We start from the raw sequence: 21,010 nt of genomic DNA, 5'->3' as shown, positions 1-21,010 counted from the left end.
TAGATGATTCCCACATCCACGGAAAGGGCGCGGGCGGTGGGGGCAGCGTCTAGAGTGGGCGCATGGTGGACCAGACGCATCCCGAGACCCCCGCAAATCCCGAGAACCGTCCAAACCCCGATAATCCTGCAGACACCGGCAACACCGCGGCACTGGGAAGTCCCGTGCGGGCCGGGGACACTGATACGGCCGACGAACTCCTGCGCGAACTCGCCGCAGCCTACGGGGTAGACACCAGCTACTGGGGCTGGGACGGAGTGCAGCGTTCCGTGGCCGCCGGGACCCTTCGGGATGTGCTGGCGGCCCTCGGGGTCCCCGCCGACGGGCCCCAGGAGCAGCAACGCTCCCTGGCAGAGTCCCGGCTGGCACCCTGGCGGCGCATCCTGCCCCCGGTCCTGGTAGTGAGGGAGGGGCAGGAGAGCCATGTCGAGGTCCACGTCCCGCACGGAAGCGAAGTCCGCGTCTGGATCGACGCCGAGGACGGCAGCAGCCACGAGGTGGCCCAGCGGGAGAACTGGGACCAGCCGGTCGACGTCGACGGCGTCCTCACCGGACGTGCCACGTTCGCCATCCCCGGCAGCCTCGGCCTCGGCTGGCACACCCTGAGAGCCGACGCCGAAGGCACCGCGGAACAGTGTCCGCTGGTTGTGACGCCCGGCCGGCTCCGTGCCTCGGCCCTGCTCAAGGAACGCCGCATCTGGGGACTGACGGCCCAGCTGTACTCCGTGCGGTCCTCCCGGTCCTGGGGGATTGGCGACTTCGCCGATCTCAGCGACCTCGCCGCGGTTGCCGGTGAGCAGGGGGCGGGGTTTGTGCTGGTCAATCCGCTGCATGCCGCCGAACCAGTGCCGCCGGTCGAGGATTCCCCTTACCTGCCCACCACGCGGCGCTTTTTCAACCCGCTCTACCTGCGGGTGGAGGAAATCCCGGAATACGGCTACCTGGACGCTGCCGGCCGGGCCGAAGTGGCACGCCTGGCCGAGGGCCTGCAGGCGGCCAACCATTCCCGGGACCTCCTGGACCGCAACGCCAGCTACGCGGCGAAGCTCTCGGCCCTGGAACTCGTGTTTGCGGTCCGCCGCGGCCCGGCCCGCACCCGGCAGTTCGCCGACTTCTGCGTCGAGCAGGGGCAAGGACTCAAAGACTTTGCGCTGTGGTCGGCGCTCGCCGAAGAGCTGCCGCCGTCGGCGCCGGAATGGACCGGTGCGGCGGCATCCCCAGCATCGCCCTACTGTGTTGACCAGCGGCCGAGGCTGGCAGCCCGAATCGAATTCCACAGCTGGCTCCAGTGGCTCTGCGACCAGCAGCTCGAGGCGGCCCAGCGTTCGGCGCGCCAGGCGGGGATGGGGATCGGCGTCGTCCATGACCTCGCCGTCGGCGTAAAACCCGGCGGTGCCGACGCCTGGACCCTCTCCGGCGTTCTTGCCCGGGGCGTGAGCGTTGGCGCACCTCCAGACATGTTCAACCAGTTGGGCCAGAACTGGTCGCAGCCGCCGTGGCATCCGGGCCGGCTCGCCGAATCCGGCTATGCCGCCTACCGGGACATGCTCCGTACCGTCCTGCGGCACGCCGGCGGCATCCGGGTGGACCATATCCTCGGCCTGTTCCGGTTGTGGTGGATCCCCGAGGGCGCAGGACCGGAGAGCGGCACCTATGTGCACTACGACCACGAGGCGCTCATCGGCATCCTTGCCCTCGAGGCGCAACGGGCCGGTGCGATCGTGATCGGCGAGGACCTGGGCGTGTTCGAGCCGTGGGTCCGCGGCTACCTGGCCGAGCGGGGGATCTTCGGCACGTCGATCCTCTGGTTCGAACACGACGCCGACGGCCCGATTCCGCCGGAGGACTACCGCGAGCAGTGCCTGACGAGCGTCAACACCCACGATCTGCCCCCGACGGCGGGCTACCTCGCCGGTGAACACGTCACTTTGCGCGAATCGCTCGGACTGTTGCGGCGGCCCGTGGCGGAAGAACGCGCCGAGGCTGCGGCCGAGCAGGAGGCAGTGCTGGCCCGGGTCCGGGCACGCGGCCTGCTGGCGGAGACCGGCACGGACGTGCGGACCACGGTGGAGGCGCTGTACGCCTACACGGCGCTGGCCCCGTCAGCACTGCTGGGAGTGGCGCTGGTCGACGCCGTGGGGGAGACACGGACCCAGAACCAGCCGGGCACCAGCACCGAATACCCGAACTGGCGCATTCCGCTGGCCGCTCCCGAGGGCGTGGTGCTGATCGATGACCTGCCGGATAACGAGCGGTTCCTGTCCCTGCTGGGCACCGTCCGCGGTGCGCTGCATCCAGGAGCCTGATCCGACACGGGGGAGCCGAGACCTGAACACTGAACCGGGCGCGGGCAGTTCCTTGACCTGAGCCTGGCCTGAGACGGGGAATGCAGACAGCATTGGCCGCACCAATACCGGCCGCTAGCATGGACCGATGACGCGGATCGGCCGACTCTCCCTGGCCGGCGGATGGGCGCTGGCGATGCTGCTGGTGGGGTGCACGCCGGCGCAGCCCTTCCAGGCCGGCCCGCCCTCGCAGTCCCCAACCGCCGGGTCCCCACCGGCCGAGACTCTGCCTGCCGAGACACCGACCGAATCGCCGCCCTCCGCGACCCCGCCGCCGTCCCCGTATTTCGCGCAGCCTGCCCCGCACCCCGCGCCGGGCGGGCCGGCCAGCGGCGGGATCGCGCACATTGTGGTCATCGTCCAGGAGAACAAGGCGGCCTCACAGATCATGGGTTCCAGCGAAGCGGGCTACTTCAACAAGCTTGCGGCGGAATTTTCAGTGGCCGCCAACTACCGGGCCATCACCCACCCGAGCCTGCCCAACTACCTGGCCCTCACTGGCGGAACCAGCGCGGGGATCACCAGCGACTGCAAACCGAACTCCTGCACCGCCGATGTGCGCTCCATCGCCGATGAGATCACCCAATCCGGACGGAGCTGGAAAATGTACGCCGAGGGCATGCCCGCGCCCTGCACCGCGCATGACTCCCGCCGGTATGCGGTGAAACACAATCCGTTCATGTACTACCCTGCCGTGACGGGCAACAAGGCCTCCTGCTCGGACCATGTTGTGCCGTACAGCCGGCTAAGGAAGGACCTGCAGTCCCCGTCCACCCTGCCGGACTACTCGTTCATCAGCCCGGACATGTGCAACGACACCCACGACTGTCCCATCGGCACCGGAGACGACTGGCTCGCCCGCGAAGTGCCCAAAATCCTGGGGTCCCCGGCCTTCACGACGCAGAACTCCCTCCTCGTGCTCACGTGGGATGAGGGCAGCAAAGAGGACAATCGGGTGGCTATGGTATTCGCCGGCCCGGCGGCGCGGAAGGGCTTCACATCCAATGCCGCCTACTCGCACTACTCTTTGCTGCACACCATCGAGGACGTGTGGGGGCTGAGCCCCCTGACCGACGATGTCCGCAAGGCGCCCCTCATGGGCGAATTGCTCAACCACTAGCGGTCAGCCTTTTCCCGGCCAATACACAGGAACCACTGCCCATAATGGACCCGAAGCTCCGGTCAACCGCTATTTGACCGGAGCTTCGCCACATCCGCTTGCACCGCCGGCGGTCTCCGCCCGGGTACAGCTAGGGCTGGGCCTCGACGAGGATGACCAAGGTCTCGGGCAGTACGCCGTCGTAGGCCATCGCCTCGCCCATGACGTCATTTTGCATCGCGGCCATGAGGGCATCCACATCAGGAACATCCATCATCACTGCGACTTGCGTCGGGTTCTCGGGGTTGACGAACGTACGAATGTTGGTGATCCCCAGGGGGCCGAACACCTCTTCGCGCTTCGGTGAGGCAAGCCAGTGATCCTTGTCCTTGACATCGTGGTGGCCGATTATGGTTGGCATGGCGGTCCTCTCGCAGGGGGCCAGCGGTCCGCCGGCCCACTGCTCCGAAAGTTACTCGCCGCTGCATGCCCGGGCAAGTCTATTTTCCGGCCGCACCCCGCCGCGTCTGTGTGTGTCTTCTGGAGGGCCGTGTCCCGGTCCAGGACGGCCGCCCGCCCCCAGCGCCCCGTTCGCGTGACAGTCTCCTGCGATAGGGGCCTTTGGGCACACGCCGGGCGCGTGTGGGAGTTCCTAGAATGAAGCATGGCCGCCGACGCGATCGAGGTCGAACACAAGTACAGCCCTTCGGAATCCGACGCCCTCCCGCCACTGGCATCAATCCCGGGGGTGGATCGCGCCGGGCAATCCGCAAACGAAATGCTGGACGCCGTCTATTTTGATACCAAAGCTCTGGCATTGGCGGGGCAGCGGATCACCCTGCGCCGCCGGTCCGGCGGTCCGGATGACGGATGGCACCTAAAACTCCCGGTCGCGGCGGGGGAGCGCCGGGAGATACGGGAGCCGCTTGGCGGCGATCAGGATGCCGTGCCGGAAAATCTGCGGCAGCTGGTGCTCGTCCACACCCGCAGCCACGCGCTGGTGCCGGTTGCACGCATCAGGACCAGCCGCAGGTTGACGCCGTTGTACGCCGCCGACGGCGCCGTCCTTGCCCACTTCAGTGACGACCGTGTCGAGGCGCAATCCCTGCTAACCCCCGCGGAACCGTCGCGGTGGCGGGAATGGGAGCTGGAACTCGAGGACGGCCCCCGACAGCTGCTCCAGGACGCTGACGCTCTGTTCGCCGCAGAGGGAGTCACCGTCACCGCCCTCCCGTCCAAGCTCGCCCGGGCGCTCGGACCGGACTATCCGGAGAATCCCGGCACGGCGCCAAAGCCCAGCCGGAGCGGGCCGGCTTCGGACGTCATGCTCTCCTATCTATCCCAACAGGTACGCGCCGTGAAGCTGCATGATCCTCGCGTCCGGGTCGATGCGCCCGATGCCGTGCATCAATTCCGGGTGGCCGCGCGCCGGTTACGGTCTGCACTGGCCACCTTCCGAAAGCTGACAGATACGACGTCGGCCAGGTTCCTTCGGGGCGAGCTCCAGTGGCTCGCCGGCACTGTGGGCCAGGCCCGGGACGCCGAGGTCATCCGCGCCCGGCTGAAGGACATGATCGGTGCCGAACCTCCGGAGCTGTTGATCGGACCCGTTGCGCAGCAGATCCAGGAGCACCTCGGCATCGTCCAGCAACAAGGCCGTGCCGCCGGCCTGGCAGCGCTGGACAGCACCCGCTACTTCCGCCTCCTTGATGCCCTCGATGCCTTCCTTGCGGTACCTCCGCTTAGCGCCTGTGCGGGCAATGATGCGCTGGGGACGGTTGGCCGGCTCGTCTCCGCGGAACGAAAACGCCTCAAGGCGGCGGTCCGGTCCTTGGATGGCGGCGCAGGCGGGACCCCGCAGGATGCCGCATTGCATGAAGTTCGAAAGAGCGCCAAGCGGCTGCGCTATGCCGCCGAGGCGGCTACCCCCATTTTCGGCACTCAGGCAACAAACCTTGCCCGGGCCGCGGAGGGCATCCAGGAGATACTCGGAGACTTCCAGGACAGCGTCGTCACCCGGGCAACCCTGCTGGTGCTGGCTCGGAAGGCCGCGGACGGCTCCGGCAACGAATTTACCTACGGGCGCCTGCATGCCCTGGAACAGCAGCGCGGCAACGAGGCCCGCTTGCGGTTCTATGATGCGTGGCAACAGTCCAGGCCGAAACCCCTGCGCTGGACCTAGCCACCGCGTCCGAACGCCGGGAGAAACCCATGATCGAACCCCGCAGCGGAATGCCGGCCATCTGGTCGGACGGACTGGGCCGCGCGAGCATCCGCTCCATCCAGGTCCTTGCCGTGTCCGCCCTCGCCTGGGCGATCATCTGGGCCGCCAGCCGCATCCCGCTCGTCATCATCCCGGTCCTGATCGCCGTTATCCTCGCCGCGGCGATCTCCCCGCTGGTCCGCTGGCTCACGGGGCACGCCTGGCCCCGCGCCCTCGCGGTGGTTGCCTCGTTCGTGGCCATTCTCACCGTTTTCGGCAGCGTCATCGCCGGCATCGTCATTCTGGTCTCCAACCAGTGGGGCGAGCTCACGGCCCGCGCCACTGCCGGGGTCGAACAACTGCACTCATTCCTGAACCACGGACCTGTCCCTGTCAGCGACCAGCAGATCACTGCCCTCACGGACTCGGTGCGGGAGTTCTTCACCTCGAGCACGTTCGGTGCAGAAGCCCTCACCGGTGCCCGCACCGTGGTGGAGATCTTCACCGGTGGGGTGCTGATGGCGGTCACCCTGTTCTTTTTCCTCAAGGACGGGCCCGAGATCCGGGCCTTCCTCATTGGCATGCTGCCCGCTGACCACCGCGCCAGGGCACACCTGGCGGCGGACCGCAGTACCGTCGTCCTGGGCGGGTATGTCCGCGGCACCGCGATGGTGGCCGCGGTTGACGGTCTCGTCGTCGGGGTCACCCTCGCCATCATGGGAGTGCCGCTGGCCCTGCCGCTGGGAGTGTTCATCTTCATTGGCGGATTCATCCCGATCGTCGGCGCCACCGTCGCAGGCACCCTTGCCATTGCCGTCACGCTGGTCTCCAACGGGCTGGCCCAGGCGCTCATCGTTGTGGCCGTGGTCATCGGGGTGAACCAGCTCGAACACCACTTCCTGCAACCGGTCCTGATGGGCAAAGTCCTCAGCATCCACGGCCTGGCGATCCTGCTCGTCCTGGCGGCCGGCACCATACTCGCCGGCATTGTCGGCGCGCTGCTGGCCGTGCCGGTCACTGCCGTCACCTGGACCGTCGTCAAGACGTGGTCCGGCAAGGACCCGCTGCCCGGGCCGGAACTGCCCGGGCCGGAACTGCCCGGGCCAGAGCTGCCCGGGCCTGAGCCGCTGCCCGAACCTGAGCCGCGGTAGGCTCGCCGTTCCGGACACTGCCTGCAGCTGACAGCTGGCACTGGGAGCCGGCACTACAATTGACCGGTTCCTACGACTTGCTCCTGCCCGGCAGACGCCCGGCCACCGACAGAAAGATCCGATGCAGACCACTTCTGACCACGCCGTCCCGGCCCAAGTCGACCTGAAGCAGGCCGACCGCCCGGACCGCAAGCCCCTGGTCCGCTGGCTACTGGCCAACCAGGTCGCACCCGCCGGCCCCGAGGCCGAGGAAGATAACAAGCCCAACGCCTGGTGGAAGGTCATGTGCCTGACCGGCGTCGACTATTTCTCGACCTTGTCCTACCTTCCGGGCATCGCCGCCCTGGCCGCCGGTGCCCTGTCGCCGCTGGCCACCCTGCTCATTGTGGCCCTGACGCTGCTGGGCATGCTGCCCATGTACCGCCGGGTCGCGCAGGAGAGCCCGCACGGGCAGGGCTCGGTTGCCATGCTGGAGAAGCTGCTCCCGTTCTGGCGCGGCAAGTTCTTCGTGCTGCTGCTGCTCGGGTTCGTTGCGACCTCGTGGATCATCACCATCACGCTCTCGGGGGCCGACGCGACGGTGCACCTGCTGGAGAATCCGATCGTCCCGGAGGGCTTGAAAGGCAGTGCCGTGATCATCACCGTGATCCTGCTGCTGATTCTGGGCGGGGTGTTCCTGCTGGGCTTCAACGAGGCCGTGGGCGTCGCCATCCCGCTCGTGGCCATCTACCTGCTCCTGAACGCCGCCGTCGTCGCCGCAGGATTCGCACGTGTCCTCTCCGAACCGTCCCTGATCGCCGGCTGGACCGATCGGCTGTTCGCCAGCGCCGGCGGCGGCCCCATGGACCTGATCGGCCCTGCCGTCATCGCTTTCCCGCTGCTGGTCCTGGGCCTCTCCGGATTCGAGACCGGCGTTTCCATGATGCCGCTGATCAAGGCCACCGGCGACAGCCCTGAGCAGGTCATGGCGTCCCGGGTCAGGAACACCCGCAAGCTGCTCACCACGGCGGCGGCCATCATGAGCGTCTACCTGATGTCCACCAGCTTCCTCACCACGGTCATGATCCCGGCCCAGGAGTTCGAGGAGGGCGGACAGGCCAACGGCCGCGCCCTGGCGTTCCTCGCCCACGACCTGTTCGGCGCCGGGTTCGGCACCGTTTACGACATTTCCAGCGCCCTGATCCTCTGGTTCGCCGGGGCCTCCGCCATGGCCGGGCTCATCAACATCGTGCCCCGGTACCTGCCGGCCTACGGCATGGCACCGGAATGGGGCCGGGCGGTCCGCCCGGTCGTGATCGTCTACACCGTGCTGAGCGTCGGCATCACCATCGCTTTCAACGCCGACGTCAACGCCCAGGCAGGGGCCTACGCCACCGGCATCCTGGCCATGATGGTCTCCGGAGCCGTCGCCGTGACGGTCTCCGCAATCCGCCGGCACAGCCGGGCCGGCACCATCGGCTTCGGTGTGCTGACCTTGGTCCTGCTGTACGCACTGGGCGCCAACGTCATCGAAAAGCCCGACGGCATTGCGATCTCGGCGTTCTTCATCGCCGGCATCATCGTCGTCTCGCTCATCTCCCGGGTGCAGCGCACCACCGAACTGCGGCTGGAAACCATCGAGTTCGACGAGGCAGCCCGGCAGTTCATCACCGATTCGATTGCCTTTGACGGTCAATTGAACGTCATCGCCAACAAACGACAGGCCGGTGACAAGGCTGAGTACGCGGACAAGGAGTACGAACAGCGCGGGCTGAACCCGGTCCCGGGCCCGGCGGATGTCATCTTCCTCGAGGTGGAAATCTCCGATCCTTCGGCGTTCAGCCACACGCTCCGGGTCGAAGGCGTCGAAGTGGACGGCTACCGGGTGCTGCGGGTGAAGTCCCCGGCCGTGCCGAACGCGATCGCAGCGGTCCTGCTGGCCATGCGCGACTCGACCGGCACGAAGCCCCAGTGCTATTTCGAGTGGTCCGAAGGCAACCCCGTCGGCCACCTCATGCGGTACCTGTTCCTGGGCGAGGGCGACACCGCGCCTTTGGTGCGCGAAATCCTCCGCGAGACCGAGCCCGACCAGGCACTCCGGCCATCCATTCACGTGGGCTAGGCACAACGCACGATAACGACCACGAACAGCCCCGCCGGGATTCCGGCGGGGCTGTTCGCACGATGCGGCCGGTACCTGAACCCACACCCCGGCGGGCGGCCGGCTAGCCATTTTCGGGAGCGGGTCCGCGGGGGAGGCTCGCGTAGTCAGGGTCGGCGTTGTCCGTGGGGGAATCATGACCGACCCGAACATCCAGCCCCAGTACGGCCGGCAGGCGCCGCCGCCCTACACGCAGCAGCCGTCTCAGTTCGCCCCCGGGCCATACGAGCCTGTCCCAGGGCAATCCGGACAGCCCCCGTACAGCACGCCGCCGGGCCAATGGCAACCGCCGCAGCCGGCGCCCAAGCCGAGGGGTCGCTTTGCGCCATCGTTCTGGATTGTCGGCAGTGTGCTGGCCTTGGTTCTACTGATGAACGCCCTCGCCGGTCAGGGCGAGGGCGTTCTGGTCATCGCCGGACTCGTGACACTCTTTACGGCGCTGTACTCCCTGGTGTTCAAGCGCCGGTCCTGGCTGGGTCTGCCCCATCACGGGATTGCTACCACCGTCATGGTTGCCGGCCTTGCCTGCACGATGCTCGGAATCATTGCCGGCGTTTCCAGCGTTGGTCGGTCAAACACCACGCAGGCGGCACCTGCACCCACGGTCACGGCAGCACCGACGGCCAATGCCCAACCGGACGCTGATGCCGCCGCGAAGCTCAAGGAGCGCGAAGACGCGGTCGCCAAACGGGAAGCCGCCGTAACGGTCAAGGAAACCCCGGCGAAAACCTTCGGGGAAGGTACTTGGACGGTTGGGACCGACCTCGAGCCCGCAACGTATCGGATCACCAAGGCCGTGGTCGGGGACTGCTCCTGGAAGATCACCCGGACCGGCAGCAACGGCAAGGATTCCATCGCCTACGACTACTTCGTCAAGGGCGGGTTCCCACAAGTGGCACTAGCCGACGGGCAGACTTTCAACACCGACGGCTGCGGGGACTGGGCCAAGCAGTAACAATCGGGGTCCGGCCGCACACAGTCTGGCATGACCACGACCGCCCCGCTTCCGCCGCGCCAGCCCAGAGGCATTCCCGCCGGCGGCGAGTACGCCTCTTACGCCCATGCCGAAGGTGATCTCACGCTCCAGCCGGCCGGGGCGGTCATCCCGGACCTGATCGAGCTGACCCCGGAAACCCGGAGGTCCTTGACGCGCTCCGGGCCGCCGGCGGCCGGCCGCTCATCGTCGGCGGCGCCGTCCGCGACGTACTAGCCTGACGCGGGCCCGCCGTCGGGGAAGATCATGGGGTCGTCGTGCGGGTCAGCTAGAGATTCCTTGGCAAGGGCTTTGGTGACGGCAGGTGTTGGTCGTCCAAGGCGCTCATCGAGCGTGACGCGTAGCCTGGCCGCGGCAACCTGAACCCGGTGCTGGGACGCGGTCGTCGATCTGGAAACCTTCACGGAGACGCGCCGGGGAGTATGGACGTTCTTCGGCTCCGGTGTACCCGTACTCATCGCCTGCCCTCCACGTGTTTTCTTGATCTGTGCCTTCATTGTTGCCCACGGTGTCGTCGTGGGTACGGACGAGCGCGTCGATGGCGTGGAACCGGATGGTGCCGTGCTGCTTGATGCCGGCGCCGATCCGGTCCGGGGTCCAGTCGCGGACGGCGCTGTTGGGCCTGAGCGCACCCGTGACGGAACCGATGCGCTCACCATCGAGGTAGACGTCGGCGGTCAGCAGGGACCCCGTGCCCTCCCCGGCCTTCTGGTCGGGTCCGAGTTCGGCGGTGCGGGTGCGGAACCAGGCAGGTTTGTTCAGCTTGCCAGGGGTGACGGTCTTCAGCTTGAGGTCAGTCATAGAACTCCAATCGGGGCTGTTCAGCCCCTCATGTGTGCGGAGTCCACCGCCGCCCTCACCGCCTGAAGGAATCGCGGAGACATCCGTGGGGTGAACATCCATCTCACCCGCCCGAGTCTGCACGAATTATTCCGCCCGCATCGCTCGGGCACAGGGGGCACCTAGGCGGGGCCTGCGGTCATTCTTAGCGCTTTTGGGGTTCTTCGGGTTCAAGGGGAAGCCCAGCTGCGATGCGGCGTCGATCAGCTTTATGCGAGATGTGAACCCCCTTGAAACGGAGCAATCCGGCTACCAGGAACCCGCCTGCAGCGAGCATAAGGACGGCCCCTACGACCAGAGCCCAATAGGTGTTCTCATCATCGAGATTCGGCTGGGCCACGGCTAGGAAGATGAAGGCCACAAGCATGAACAGGTTGGCGATCGCATAGGGCCCGAACATGGAATAAACCGCGCGCCAGGTATCTTTGCTGGTTTTCTCAGTCATTCGAGTGGTCCTTCCTTACCCAGTTATGCCGTTGGCGCCTGGGCAGTACATTAGGCGTCACGCTAAGCGTTGAACGAGTCCGTGGATAGATCAAAGGCTTGACAGTTTTAGTCACGGCGGTTCTGGCTAAGGCCTGCTCACTTTCCGCCAGGGCAGCTCTGCGAGGGCTGTTCCTGCCTCGATGTGCGCCACGGGGTAGAAGTCGATGCGGTTCTTGTCCTCGCGGGCGTAGATGAGCATGTTGTCGGACGCGGTCCCGCCGCCGATGAGGGACGCGATCTCGGCGCGGGCCGCTGCCAGGCTCGCGTAGGTGACCCATTTGGCGCGGCCCTCGAGGCGGGCGCGGGTGAGGTAGTCGGGGGAGTCGGCTCCGCGGGCGCGGCGTTCAGGCGGGCCATGACGTCGTCCATGTCGGCGGCGAGCTCCAGCAGGGTTGTCAGGGCAACGTCCGGGTTCGCGGCGACGTGCTCGCGGCACCAGCCGGCGTCGGAGTCGTGCTGGCCGCGGTCACCGGGCAAGTTGATCAGCTCGTGCAGGCGCGCGGGAGACGTCTCGGGGTTCTGGGCTTCATCTCGAAGGGAGGTCATGGGTCTCATGTGTGCGGATGTCCTCGCGCGGCTCACCGTTGGCGGGCCGCAATGAGCCGGCTTCGCTAAGCGAGTAGGTACTACGCTTGTCGGGCCCGCGCCGCGAGCCTATGATGCGCAGACATTCGTCAGGGATTTTCCCGTGCCCATTGGGGGGACTTTTTTCGCAAGCTACGAAGGAGCAACCCCATGAGGCGCGCACTCCTACCCATCGTCCTCCTGCTCGCCCTTTTCGCCGGGACGGGCGCCGCCGTTGCAGACCCACCGACTGCAGGCCCACCGACACCCAACGATCCGTCAACCGTTCAGTACCAGTGCCCTGGCTTCATGGTCAACGCCACGGCGACTGGCAAGAGCAAAGTCATTGACTGGGCCTTCTGGCCTGCTGCTCCTTCCAAGCCCCTACCAGTCGTTACTATTACGGGCGCCGCAACCACTGAAACTTTCACGTCCGTCACGGCGACGCCAAAAACGGTGACTTACCAACTCAACGGGACCTACAGGGTGGCACTTCAGCTCGAACCCTCCTTCGACATTGTGTTCAAGTCGACCGGGTGGAACGTGATGTACGTTCCACCCGTTTACGGCACACCTGGCCTGTTTCTCTCGGTGGGTCAAGTGACGTGGACTGAATTCGGACCCGCATACCCGAATGGGGGAATGACCGGGCCGGGCAAAATAACGGACATCTGCGCCCTGCTGGCGCCGTAGGCGCGGCATTCCCGACCCCGGGCCGCAGGTGGGATGTGGTCAGCGGTCCGCGCGGCCGGCAGATCAACCGAAGGAATGCTCATGGCAGGCAAGTTCGAGGTCTACAAGGACAAGTCCGGCGGCTTCCGGTTCAGGCTCAAGGCAGGCAACGGCGAAACGATCGCCTCCTTGGAGAGCTACAAGACCAAGGCCAGCGCCTTGGGCGGTAACGAATCCGTGAAGAAGAACGCCGGGTCTGACATCGCGGACCTCACCGAAGAGTCCTGACTGGAGCCAGGCATGAAGAAGCCCGGCCACCTCGAGGGGTGACCGGGCTTCTGTACGGGTAGGGGACTATTTGCCGAACGCGGCGGTGTACTGGGCGTTCACGCTCGGGGACAGCTTGCCGTTGACGCGCAGCAGGGTTGCTCCGTCCAGATGGTGGTGTCCGCCGGGTTCCTGTGGCTCGGTCGGCCCGGCAGAAACGTCGGCTGACCGAGCGTCAGACGTTCAAGCTCAAGCCGGGAAAGTGGCAGGCCACCCGGCGAGACAATAGGAGACCCCGGACCGCATACCGGTCCGGGGCCTCCCCTCAGAGGCAGAGATGCGGATAGTACAGACATTGACGACTGCGAAAGGGGGAAGCTCGATGGAGGAACAGGGCCGAGAAGGAATCGGCAATCCGATTTTCCACCGCTCGGAGACATGGTTTACGCCATTGAGCCCTGAAGACCTGAAAGCCCAGTTGCTAGAAGCCTTCAGCGATAAGCGGTACGCGGTTCAAACGACAGACGATGACATCCAGGTCTTCGCCGGATCGAAACTTCTGTACAAAGCTTGGGGAGAGCTCATTCCCTGGGGGCAGGACAACGCCCCCGTCGGCCTCACGCTGTCTGTGCGGCCTGCGCTCGAAGGGGGATCGGAAGTCACGGCGGCGGTCTTCGACCGATTTGGGTGGAGGCTGACGGATAAGACGTTCTTCGGCGCCGATGAGACTTTCACCTCCAAAATGGACCACCTGATGCAGACGGCTCGCACAGTGTCGGGGCTGTAGCGGTTTCCAAAGGCCTTTGCCGCACCGTGCGCGGCTAGTGCCGGCGGTGCGGCACCCGTTCGATTTGGGTGAAGAGCCGGTCGATGAGGCGGAAGTTGCCTCGTGTGATCCGGGCGACGGCCGCGATGGCCTGGGAATCGGTGAAATCTTCGGAGTTCAGGGTCTGGCCGAATTTGTGCCATCGGAGCTCGAGGACGAAATTCAGTTCTTCCTGGGCCAGTGGGCGGTATTCGTGGGCGAACCCGACCCTGCTGTAGAGCTCTGCATAGCGGCTGAACCATTTTTCAATCCCGGGCATGCCGATGAGTATCAGGGCTATGTTGTCCCGCTGCTCCGCTAGTAGCTGCCCCACTGGCGGCCGCTGCGGTGACGGAGTGCCCTTCGACAGCGATGGCGCCGCTGGCGTCACGGACGCCAACGATTCCGTCAACCTGGAACCGCGCGGCTGCCATTGCTCCCTTTTCGCGTCGATCTTCTTGATGGCCGCCCGGATCTCGGGGAGCGAGTAGGGCCTTTCGCCGAAGGTGGCGGTGATGCCGCGCGCCTTGGCTTCGAAACGTACTTCATTGTTCCCCCGTTGTTGATTGCTTCCTTGGTTTCTCATGCGGAAATGGGTAGGTCAAAGAAACGGACCGCCGTGACGGGGTCCGTTAAGTGCGAATGGGATGGTTACTCTGCCTTGAAGCTGATCGAATCGTCGCCGCTCGACCAGAGCAGCTTGCCGTTTGGATACGTCATTGCAATGGGCCGTTTCAGGAATTCCTGAACCCAGAGTCGCTGGTAACCCTCAGCGCCTACACATCCCTCAGCGCTCATCGCGATCTTCCCGGCGACGGTGAGTATGTTCCCCTTGATGACCACCGGGGCACCCAGGGGCCCGCATGGGGTCCGCACGGTCAGAAGCAGCTCACCGTTGATGGACGTGAGCTGAGCCTTGACGGCTCCGTTCGCCGCCCACGGGAGGGCTTTACCGTTCGACACGGCTGAGACGCTGTCGTATGTGGCGCACGGCGCTTCCGGCAGGAATGGGGCGCACGTTTCCTGCGGCTGGGATGTGGTGGCCGGGAGGGGAGTGGGTGCACTCTTGTCAGCTTGAGCGGATGCTGAGAGGGGCGTCGGCGTGGCCTGCCCGCCAGGTGGCGTCGCTGCACATGAGGTCATGAGCAGCGAAGCCAGTAGAACGGAAATTTTGAGTGGCAGATGCCGAGCACGATCCATTATTCCCCCTAGAGAATGAACGCTGAACCTGAGCATAGACGTAGGACCTTTGATTGTCCTCAGGTTTGGGTGACCAATTTTTTGGGCCCCTTCCTGCATGGGCAAATAGGGAGGGGACGAATAATTGACCACGCTCTAGCGGAGCAATCCAATGGCAAATATCCACCCCCGACCGGGGGCGGGAGGGACAATGAAGCCATGACCACACCCCAGGCAGCATTCGCGGCCTTAATGATCGCAGCCCTCATCGCAACAGCGATCTACTTCACCGTCATCCACCGACGCACGACCAAGAGGATCGCAGGGAACTCCAACCTCCAGGCGGAAGCCGCACCCGCCGAAGGCACCGACCAACCGCGAAAGCCCGGCCTGGCAGCCAAGCTGAACTACATTCTCTTCACCGACAAGCACCCGCACTTTGACGCACGCGACAGCCATAACCACACCGCGCCCCACAGCGGCAGCACCAACCCAACCGCCACAGGAGCCAACGGCGGCTACAACGGCGGCGGCGGATTCTGACACCAACCCAGCTGCACGTGGCTAGTGGACATAGAAGCCCCCGGGAATCCAATGATTCCCGGGGGTTTCTGCCGTCCTTCACCTCTGCATAAACCACAAAAAATGCGAGGGAGTAGTACCTGATAAGGCGGTGCCGTAGGTTGAGCCCACGAGCACCCGCCGACGCCGACAGACCCGCCCTGTGGACCCTGGCCATCCTGGCATCTGAAGAGTTCCAGTACGTCATCGGTGGCTTTCGTTTCGAGCCATGTCAGCGTGGCCAGCAAGGTCGCGGTCCGCATGGTGTCCGGATGCCGGGCAAGTTTCGGCGCAGTAAAGCACCCAAATGACGAACGGTCACAAGCTGGAGTCCGAACCCGAGCCGGTTGTGGTCGCCCCTCCGCTTCGCCACCAATTCGCGATCCAGACCATCGAGGAAGAAAAACCGCTCCAACACCGACTGCTCCTGAGCATTATGCGCATACCGCCCGTACGCCGCCTCCTCGGCAGCCGTTAAATATTCACCAGCCATGCTCTCTCAACGATCGACGCTAGCAATCGTGGCGATGGACATGAAACTGGGGTACCCGCGGGTCAGCACCACTGACCAGGACGCACGCATGCAGATTGCCGCCCTGGTCGAGGCGGGCGTTGGCGAGGACAAGATTTTCATCGACCACATGTCGGCGGCGAAGACCGCCAAGGAACGTCCCGGCCTGACCGAGCTGCTCAAGTACGCCCGTGACGGGGACCAGGTCTATTGCTGGCGGATCGACCGACTGGGCAGGTCCCTCATCGATGTCCTGAACACCGTCGACGAGATGACCAAGAAGGGCATCGCCCTGTATTCGCTGTTCGACGGCGTAGATCCGTCCACCCCACCGAATGAGGCCCCGTGCTGCACATCGAAAATCTCTCAAAGAGCTACAGACGGACGACAGCTCTCGAGAACCTGACCGTAGCCTTTCCCTGCTCGGGGCTGCATCTGATTCAAGGGGACCACGGGGCGGGAAAAACCACGCTGCTCAAATGGGCTCCTGGGATTGTTCGTTGGACTGGCGACTCGAACAACACTGAATCCTGGTCTCGTGGCCGGAGTCTTCCTCATGGTCGTTCCGTTCGCGGGCCCCTATGACCCTCGCAATATCCTGACTACCGCTGGACGTGCCGTCTTCAACTTTGGGGCGGGTTCAGTCCCCGAACCCTGTTCCCGGTGCCGTTGGATGCCGGTCTCACCCTCACGGTGCGGGGTCTGGGCGTTGTTGTTGCAGGCTGTAGCTACATCTGGTCCCGCATGACGAAGTTCGTGTGAGCGTCCCTTTCTTGAAACTGGAACTCGCGTGGTCGGAGACAGAAAAAAACCCCTGGAATCCTTGGATTCCAGGGGTTTTCCCTTGTGCGCGGAGGGGGACTTGAACCCCCACCCCCTTTCGAGGACTAGCACCTCAAGCTAGCGCGTCTGCCATTCCGCCACCCGCGCAGGTGGTAATTCCGAGTTCGTTTCGCCTTTCAGCGTTTTGCTTTTCTCGGAAGCAGCGAGAAAGACTCTAGCACGACTTTTCCGGAAACAAATAATCGGGGTCCGCGGGGGTGGTGTGGGTAGGCTGAAGCAAGCAATTGAGCCACCCGCCACGAGGAGCCGCTATGACTGACAACCGGACCGAAACCAGGCCTGAGGACGAGGTCGTCAGGATCTGCCAGGAGCTGATCCGGATCGACACGTCCAACTACGGCGACGGCTCCGGCCCCGGTGAACGCGCGGCCGCCGAATACACCGCCGGGCTCATGGCCGAAGTCGGGCTGGACGCCGAAATCTTCGAAGCCGCCCCCGGCCGCGCCAGCGTGGTCACCCGGTTGGCGGGGGAGGACGCCTCCGCCAGCGCCCTGGTGGTCCACGGCCACCTGGACGTCGTCCCGGCCCTGCGCGAACAGTGGTCGGTTGACCCCTTCGGAGCCGAATTGAAGGACGGCCTGATCTGGGGACGCGGCGCCGTGGACATGAAGGACATGGACGCCATGATCCTGTCCGTGCTGCGCAACTTCGCCCGCACGGGACGCAAGCCCAAGCGCGACCTCATCTTCGCGTTCTTCGCCGACGAGGAAGCCGGCGGCACCTACGGCGCCCGCTACGCCGTCGAAAAGCGGCCCGAACTCTTTGAGGGCGCCACGGAGGCGATCTCCGAAGTCGGCGGATTCTCCGCCACCATCGGCGGCCAGCGCACCTATCTGCTCCAGACGGCGGAAAAGGGCCTCTCCTGGCTCCGCCTTGTGGCCCACGGCCGCGCAGGCCACGGCTCCCAGATCAACACCGACAACGCCGTGACCAGGCTTGCCGGCGCGGTTTCCCGGATTGGTGCCTACAACTGGCCGATCGAGCTCACCCCGACCACCCGGCAGTTCCTCGACGGCGTCACCGAACTCACCGGCGTCGAATTCGATCCCGATGATCCGGACAAGATCCTCAAGGAACTCGGCACGGTGGCCCGCTTTGTCGGCGCCACACTGCAGAACACCACCAACCCCACCCTCCTCAAAGGCGGCTACAAGCACAACGTCATTCCGGAATCGGCCGAGGCCCTCATCGACTGCCGGACCCTGCCCGGGCAGGAACAGCAGGTGCTGGAAATCGTGCGCGAACTCGCCGGCACCGGCGTGGACATCAGCTACGTGCACAACGACGTCTCGCTGGAGGTGCCGTTCGCCGGCAACCTCGTCGATTCGATGATCGATGCCCTGCACTCCGAGGATCCGGGCGCCAAGGTGCTGCCATACACGCTCTCCGGCGGCACGGACAACAAGTCCCTGAGCCGGCTCGGCATCACCGGCTACGGCTTCGCCCCGTTGATGCTTCCGGACGAGCTCGACTTCACCGGCATGTTCCACGGCGTCGACGAACGGGTCCCCGCGGACTCCCTGAAATTCGGTGCGCGGGTGCTGGACACCCTGCTCACCAACTACTGAGCGGACACCGCCTGCCATGACGCCCGAGGACATCCTCAGCGCGCCGCTGCTGGAACGGATCCGCGGCCGCGCCGCCGGCTACGACCGCGACAACGCCTTCTTCCACGAGGACCTCGCGGACCTCAGGGCGGCCGGCTACCTGAAAATCTTCGTCCCCGCGGTCGACGGCGGACTCGGGCTCGGGCTGGCGGAAGCGGCGCAGCTGCAACGCAGGCTGGCGACCGCGGCGCCGGCGACGGCGCTGGCCGTGAACATGCACCTGGTGTGGACCGGCGTCGGCCAGGTCCTTGCCGCCCGCGGTGACTCCTCGCTGGATTTCATCCTCAAGGAAGCGGCGCAGGGTGAGGTCTTCGCGTTCGGCAATTCGGAGGCCGGCAACGACTCCGTGCTGTTCGATTCCCGCACGGAGGCCGTCCCGCTGCCCGGTGGCGGCTACAGCTTCACCGGCCGCAAGATCTTCACCAGCCTGTCCCCGGCGTGGACCCGGCTGGGGATCTTCGGGAAGGACGCCAACGCCGCGGACGGCGCCGGGCAACTGGTCCACGGGTTCATCACCCGGGAAACCCCCGGTTACGAGATCCTGCCCGACTGGGACACGCTCGGCATGCGGGCCAGCCAGTCCAACACGACCGTTCTCGACGGCGCCGTAGTGCCCGCGGAACGGATCTTCCGGAAACTGCCGGTGGGCCCGAACGCCGACCCCCTGATCTTCGCGATCTTCGCCTGCTTCGAGACCCTCCTCGCCGCGGTGTACACGGGAATCGGCGAACGGGCCCTCACGCTCGGGGTCGAAGCGGTGCAGCGCCGGACATCGTTCAAGAACGGCGGCCGCAGCTACGCCCAGGACCCGGACATCCGATGGAAGGTGGCAGAGGCGGCGATGGCCATGGATGCGCTCTACCCGCAGCTGTCCCGGGTGGCGGCCGACGTCGACGGCCTCGCGGACCACGGCAGCCAATGGTTCCCCCGGCTCGTGGGGCTCAAGGTCTGGGCCACGGAAACGGCGCGGACCGTGGTGGACCTCGCTATCCGGGTGTCCGGCGGCTCCAGCTACTTCCGCGGCTCCGAGCTGGAGCGGCTGTACCGGGACGTGCTCGCAGGCATGTTCCATCCCTCAGATGACGAGTCGGCGCACAATACCGTGGCGAACGCCTGGCTGGGCCCTCTGGAGACGCCCTAGGGCGGCCCCGGACTCCCTGCGGCGTTCGCGGCTGCCGATCCCGGCCGATGTGCGGCCGGGGTCCGCGGCGGCCTAGACGGTGCGCTGGACTTGGATGACTTTCCGGCGCAGCCAGAAACGCCTTCCGCCGCCCACGTAGAGGCGGCTGCGTTCCAGTTCCCATTTGCCGTACTCGGAATGCTCCACGAGCCGGCGGCGGGCCTCGGGGAGCGAATCCTCAGGGCCGACCGTCAGCACGAGGTACTCGTACTGCTTCACATAGTCCCGTTCCCGCCGGACCGAGCTGCTCAGAAAATGTTCTTTCATTGCTCTCCATTTTCGTCTTTTTCCGACTAACGTGAAGTCATGAGCATCGATCCGCGTGTCGCGCTTCAGTCCCTGACCTCTGCACTGGAAGAACACCTGGCGGCGGCCTCCGCCCGCAGAAGTGACGGGGATCCCGCGGTCGAGGCGGCGTTCTTCGCCGTTGCCGATGCCTTTGAAGTCTACGACGATGCGCTGTACGAGGCGTATGGGGAAGTGACGCCGCTCGAAGTGATCGACGGCGACGAAGACGACGACGAAGACGATGTCGACGACGAAGAGGATCTTGAGATCCTGCAGAATTCGGAGAACTAGGGGGACCTGCGGATCTCCGGGGACCGCCCTCAGCCGGGGTCGGACACGTCTTCGAGCGCCTGCGCGATCTCCGGCGGCAGCGGCGCGAGCGCCGAATCCAGGATTTCCTTGAGCTGAACCGGTGTCCGGGGGCCGACAACGGCGGTCGCGACGCCTTGCTGGGACAGGAGCCAGCTCAGCGACACATCCAGGGCGGTCCGGCCGAGCCCCTTCGCCGCCATGGCGACGGCCTCCACCACGCTTGACGCCGGTCCCTCGAGATAGGGCTCCACGTAGGTCGCCAGCCGCTGGTTCGCGGCGCGGGAATCAGCCGGAATGTGGCCGCGGTATTTGCCGCTCAGGACGCCGCGTCCGATCGGAGCCCAGGCCATCAGGCCCAGCCCCGCGTCCTCGATGGCCGGAATCAACTCAATCTCCGCGTTGCGCTGCAGGAGCGAGTACTCGGACTGGTTGGCCACGAGGGGGAAGCCTGCGATCGCGGCGGCCTTTGCGGTCTGCCAGCCGTTGAAGTTGGAGACGCCGGCGTAACGTGCCCGGCCGGACCGCACTGCGTGGTCCAACGCGGACAGGGTTTCCTCCAGCGGAACATTCGAATCCCAGGCGTGCGCGAACCAGAGATCCACGTAATCGGTTCCCAGCCGGGCAAGGCTCGCGTCCAGCCCCGAGAGCATGCCGTTGCGGGAGGTGTCGACGCTGCGGCGCCCGTCCGCCGTCGTGAGTCCGGCCTTCGTGGAGATCACCACTTCGGAGCGCGCCACGACGTCGCCCAGTATTCCGCCGAGCATCGCCTCGGCCTGCCCGTCGGCGTAGGACGCCGCCGTATCGATCAGGGTTCCGCCGGCATCGACGAAGGATCGCACCAGGGCGGCGGCATCCTGTTCCTCGGTTTCCCTGGCCCAGGACATGGTGCCAAGGGATAGGGCGGACACGCGCAACCCACTGTTGCCGACATAACGCTGCTGCATGTCAGCTAGCTTACGGGGT

General features: G+C 65.6%; 23 protein-coding genes, 1 tRNA gene and 1 pseudogene. 15 read left to right on the top strand and 10 right to left on the bottom strand.

Translation table 11 applies throughout. From position 1 onward, the window contains the following. The first annotated feature begins 62 nt into the window (after positions 1–62). Entirely contained in the window at positions 63–2,306 is a 2,244-nt protein-coding gene (gene malQ, locus C560_RS0114275; RefSeq protein WP_026538722.1) for a 4-alpha-glucanotransferase, read from the top strand. Positions 2,307–2,433: 127 nt separating this feature from the next. Beyond that, positions 2,434–3,465, top strand: coding sequence for an alkaline phosphatase family protein (locus tag C560_RS21975; protein ID WP_051533195.1), 1,032 nt, complete (start codon positions 2,434–2,436; stop codon positions 3,463–3,465). Between the two features lie 130 nt (positions 3,466–3,595). Here C560_RS21975 and C560_RS0114265 read toward each other — a convergent pair whose 3' ends face one another. Continuing rightward, complete coding sequence (locus C560_RS0114265) at positions 3,596–3,865, bottom strand: hypothetical protein (RefSeq protein ID WP_018772926.1); 270 nt, start codon at positions 3,863–3,865, stop codon at positions 3,596–3,598. A gap of 243 nt (positions 3,866–4,108) precedes the next feature. Between C560_RS0114265 and C560_RS21970 the strand changes: the two genes are divergently transcribed. From C560_RS21970 to C560_RS0114240, 5 genes are all read left to right on the top strand, one after another. After that, complete coding sequence (locus C560_RS21970; protein WP_051533194.1) at positions 4,109–5,626, top strand: CYTH and CHAD domain-containing protein; 1,518 nt, start codon at positions 4,109–4,111, stop codon at positions 5,624–5,626. Next, positions 5,587–6,798 carry an AI-2E family transporter gene (locus C560_RS21965; protein ID WP_051533193.1) on the top strand — a complete coding sequence of 404 codons (1,212 nt, stop codon included), beginning with the start codon at positions 5,587–5,589 and terminating at the stop codon, positions 6,796–6,798. Before C560_RS21970 ends, C560_RS21965 begins: the two co-directional genes overlap by 40 nt. Positions 6,799–6,919: 121 nt before the next feature. Then, positions 6,920–8,899, top strand: coding sequence for an APC family permease (locus tag C560_RS0114250; RefSeq protein WP_026538721.1), 1,980 nt, complete (start codon positions 6,920–6,922; stop codon positions 8,897–8,899). A gap of 409 nt (positions 8,900–9,308) precedes the next feature. After that, the gene (locus tag C560_RS22690) at positions 9,309–9,893 is read left to right on the top strand and encodes a hypothetical protein (RefSeq protein ID WP_051533192.1); all 585 of its coding nucleotides are present in this window, start codon (positions 9,309–9,311) and stop codon (positions 9,891–9,893) included. Positions 9,894–9,923: 30 nt separating this feature from the next. Further along, positions 9,924–10,148 carry a hypothetical protein gene (locus C560_RS0114240; RefSeq protein WP_026538720.1) on the top strand — a complete coding sequence of 75 codons (225 nt, stop codon included), beginning with the start codon at positions 9,924–9,926 and terminating at the stop codon, positions 10,146–10,148. Positions 10,149–10,256: 108 nt separating this feature from the next. Here C560_RS0114240 and C560_RS23640 read toward each other — a convergent pair whose 3' ends face one another. From C560_RS23640 to C560_RS23370, 3 genes are all read right to left on the bottom strand, one after another. Further along, a complete protein-coding gene (locus tag C560_RS23640; protein WP_026538719.1) occupies positions 10,257–10,733 on the bottom strand; it encodes a hypothetical protein in 477 nt (158 codons plus the stop codon). 184 nt (positions 10,734–10,917) lie between these two features. Beyond that, positions 10,918–11,217 (bottom strand): hypothetical protein, encoded by a 300-nt coding sequence (locus C560_RS0114230; RefSeq protein ID WP_026538718.1) that lies wholly within the window; start codon positions 11,215–11,217, stop codon positions 10,918–10,920. A 126-nt stretch (positions 11,218–11,343) separates the two neighbouring features. After that, positions 11,344–11,694, bottom strand: a complete 351-nt coding sequence (locus C560_RS23370; RefSeq protein ID WP_155855789.1) for a hypothetical protein — start codon at positions 11,692–11,694, stop codon at positions 11,344–11,346. 299 nt (positions 11,695–11,993) lie between these two features. Here C560_RS23370 and C560_RS0114220 point away from each other — a divergent pair, with 299 nt between their 5' ends. From C560_RS0114220 to C560_RS0114210, 3 genes are all read left to right on the top strand, one after another. Next, complete coding sequence (locus tag C560_RS0114220) at positions 11,994–12,515, top strand: hypothetical protein (RefSeq protein WP_026538717.1); 522 nt, start codon at positions 11,994–11,996, stop codon at positions 12,513–12,515. Positions 12,516–12,596: 81 nt separating this feature from the next. Further along, positions 12,597–12,782 (top strand): YegP family protein, encoded by a 186-nt coding sequence (locus C560_RS0114215; protein ID WP_026538716.1) that lies wholly within the window; start codon positions 12,597–12,599, stop codon positions 12,780–12,782. A gap of 361 nt (positions 12,783–13,143) precedes the next feature. After that, positions 13,144–13,548, top strand: coding sequence for a hypothetical protein (locus C560_RS0114210; protein ID WP_026538715.1), 405 nt, complete (start codon positions 13,144–13,146; stop codon positions 13,546–13,548). A gap of 34 nt (positions 13,549–13,582) precedes the next feature. On the opposite strand, the gene C560_RS24100 is transcribed toward C560_RS0114210, so the two are convergent. Together C560_RS24100 and C560_RS0114195 are read right to left on the bottom strand one after the other, a co-directional pair. Continuing rightward, positions 13,583–14,152 carry a hypothetical protein gene (locus C560_RS24100; RefSeq protein WP_231494357.1) on the bottom strand — a complete coding sequence of 190 codons (570 nt, stop codon included), beginning with the start codon at positions 14,150–14,152 and terminating at the stop codon, positions 13,583–13,585. Positions 14,153–14,217: 65 nt separating this feature from the next. Then, complete coding sequence (locus tag C560_RS0114195; RefSeq protein ID WP_026538713.1) at positions 14,218–14,529, bottom strand: hypothetical protein; 312 nt, start codon at positions 14,527–14,529, stop codon at positions 14,218–14,220. Positions 14,530–14,964: 435 nt separating this feature from the next. On the opposite strand from C560_RS0114195, the gene C560_RS0114190 reads away from it, so the two are divergent. Then, a complete protein-coding gene (locus C560_RS0114190; protein ID WP_155855788.1) occupies positions 14,965–15,288 on the top strand; it encodes a hypothetical protein in 324 nt (107 codons plus the stop codon). Between the two features lie 310 nt (positions 15,289–15,598). On the opposite strand, the pseudogene C560_RS23635 reads toward C560_RS0114190, so the two are convergent. Then, a pseudogene (locus C560_RS23635) lies at positions 15,599–15,799 on the bottom strand (DUF4158 domain-containing protein); the annotation flags it as partial. Here C560_RS23635 and C560_RS21950 point away from each other — a divergent pair. Further along, the gene (locus tag C560_RS21950; protein ID WP_231494356.1) at positions 15,798–16,223 is read left to right on the top strand and encodes a recombinase family protein; all 426 of its coding nucleotides are present in this window, start codon (positions 15,798–15,800) and stop codon (positions 16,221–16,223) included. The pseudogene C560_RS23635 and the gene C560_RS21950 sit on opposite strands and share 2 nt — an antisense overlap. 441 nt (positions 16,224–16,664) lie before the next feature. On the opposite strand, the gene C560_RS0114175 is transcribed toward C560_RS21950, so the two are convergent. Continuing rightward, positions 16,665–16,747 (bottom strand) — tRNA-Leu (locus tag C560_RS0114175). Positions 16,748–16,911: 164 nt separating this feature from the next. On the opposite strand from C560_RS0114175, the gene C560_RS0114170 reads away from it, so the two are divergent. Together C560_RS0114170 and C560_RS0114165 are read left to right on the top strand one after the other, a co-directional pair. Further along, positions 16,912–18,228, top strand: a complete 1,317-nt coding sequence (locus C560_RS0114170) for a M20/M25/M40 family metallo-hydrolase (RefSeq protein ID WP_026538711.1) — start codon at positions 16,912–16,914, stop codon at positions 18,226–18,228. Positions 18,229–18,244: 16 nt separating this feature from the next. Continuing rightward, positions 18,245–19,408 (top strand): acyl-CoA dehydrogenase family protein, encoded by a 1,164-nt coding sequence (locus C560_RS0114165; protein ID WP_026538710.1) that lies wholly within the window; start codon positions 18,245–18,247, stop codon positions 19,406–19,408. A gap of 72 nt (positions 19,409–19,480) precedes the next feature. On the opposite strand, the gene C560_RS0114160 is transcribed toward C560_RS0114165, so the two are convergent. Beyond that, positions 19,481–19,714 (bottom strand): DUF5703 family protein, encoded by a 234-nt coding sequence (locus tag C560_RS0114160; RefSeq protein WP_018772920.1) that lies wholly within the window; start codon positions 19,712–19,714, stop codon positions 19,481–19,483. 39 nt (positions 19,715–19,753) lie between these two features. On the opposite strand from C560_RS0114160, the gene C560_RS0114155 reads away from it, so the two are divergent. Then, positions 19,754–20,026, top strand: a complete 273-nt coding sequence (locus tag C560_RS0114155; RefSeq protein WP_018772919.1) for a hypothetical protein — start codon at positions 19,754–19,756, stop codon at positions 20,024–20,026. Between the two features lie 29 nt (positions 20,027–20,055). Here the strand turns inward: C560_RS0114155 and C560_RS0114150 are convergent, their stop codons facing one another. Beyond that, positions 20,056–20,991: an aldo/keto reductase gene (locus tag C560_RS0114150; RefSeq protein ID WP_026266333.1), complete on the bottom strand. Its 936-nt coding sequence runs from the start codon at positions 20,989–20,991 to the stop codon at positions 20,056–20,058. Between the last annotated feature and the right edge of the window lie 19 nt (positions 20,992–21,010).

It is taken from the genome of Arthrobacter sp. 9MFCol3.1 (assembly GCF_000620385.1).
Taxonomy (GTDB): domain Bacteria; phylum Actinomycetota; class Actinomycetes; order Actinomycetales; family Micrococcaceae; genus Arthrobacter.
Note: the sequence above shows the minus strand (reverse complement) of the source record. Positions and strands in the feature narration are given on the sequence as shown.